Source organism: Herbaspirillum lusitanum P6-12 (assembly GCF_000256565.1).
Lineage (GTDB): Bacteria > Pseudomonadota > Gammaproteobacteria > Burkholderiales > Burkholderiaceae_D > Herbaspirillum > Herbaspirillum lusitanum.
The window spans coordinates 1-809 of the sequence record NZ_AJHH01000715.1 but is presented as its reverse complement, the minus strand read 5'-3'; the positions used below and the strand labels follow the sequence as shown (position 1 = coordinate 809).

Annotated in this window: 1 protein-coding gene; it reads left to right on the top strand. The window is 67.6% G+C overall.

Translation table 11 applies throughout. The annotated features are described in order from the left end of the window. On the top strand, positions 1–809 hold an 809-nt coding region (locus tag HLUSI_RS0123255; protein ID WP_016836222.1), incomplete at both ends, for a pyridoxal-phosphate dependent enzyme.

Here is an 809-nt window from a genome sequence, read left to right as displayed (position 1 = left end):
ATCCAGCGCGCCGCCGCGCGCCTGCAAGGCCAGATCCTCAACACCCCGTGCGTGGAATCGCGCACGCTGTCGGAGATCGTCGGCGCCCAGGTTTTCCTCAAATTCGAAAATCTCCAGTTCACTTCCTCATTCAAGGAACGCGGCGCCTGCAACAAGCTGACCGACCTGGCCGCCGCCGGCGTGCGCGGCGTGATCGCCATGTCGGCCGGCAATCATGCGCAAGGCGTGGCCTATCACGCGCAACGGCTCGGCCTGCACGCGCTGATCGTGATGCCGCGCTTCACGCCGGGCGTCAAGATCGAACGCACGCGCGGCTTCGGCGCCGAGGTGGTGCTGCATGGCGACACGCTGGAAGAAGCGCGCGCCCATGCCTTCGCGCTGGCGCAGGAACGCGGCCTGACCTTCGTCCATCCTTATGACGATGAAGCCATCATCGCCGGCCAGGGCACGGTCGCGCTGGAAATGCTCGACGCCGTGCCCGACCTCGACACGCTGGTGGTGGCCATCGGCGGCGGCGGCCTCTTGGCCGGCATGGCCGTGGCTGCGCGCGCGATCAAGCCGGAGATCGAGATCGTGGGCGTGCAGACGCGGCGCTTCCCGACCATGGTCAATGCGGTCAAGGGCACCGAGCACCCGGTGGGCGCGAGCACCATCGCCGAGGGCATCGCGGTCGCCACGCCCGGGGTGCTGACGCGTGACATCATCGCGCGCGAAGTCAACGACCTGCTGCTGGTCGACGAGGGCGACATCGAACAAGCCGTGCTGATGCTGCTGGAAATCGAAAAGACCCTGGTCGAAGGCGCCGGCGC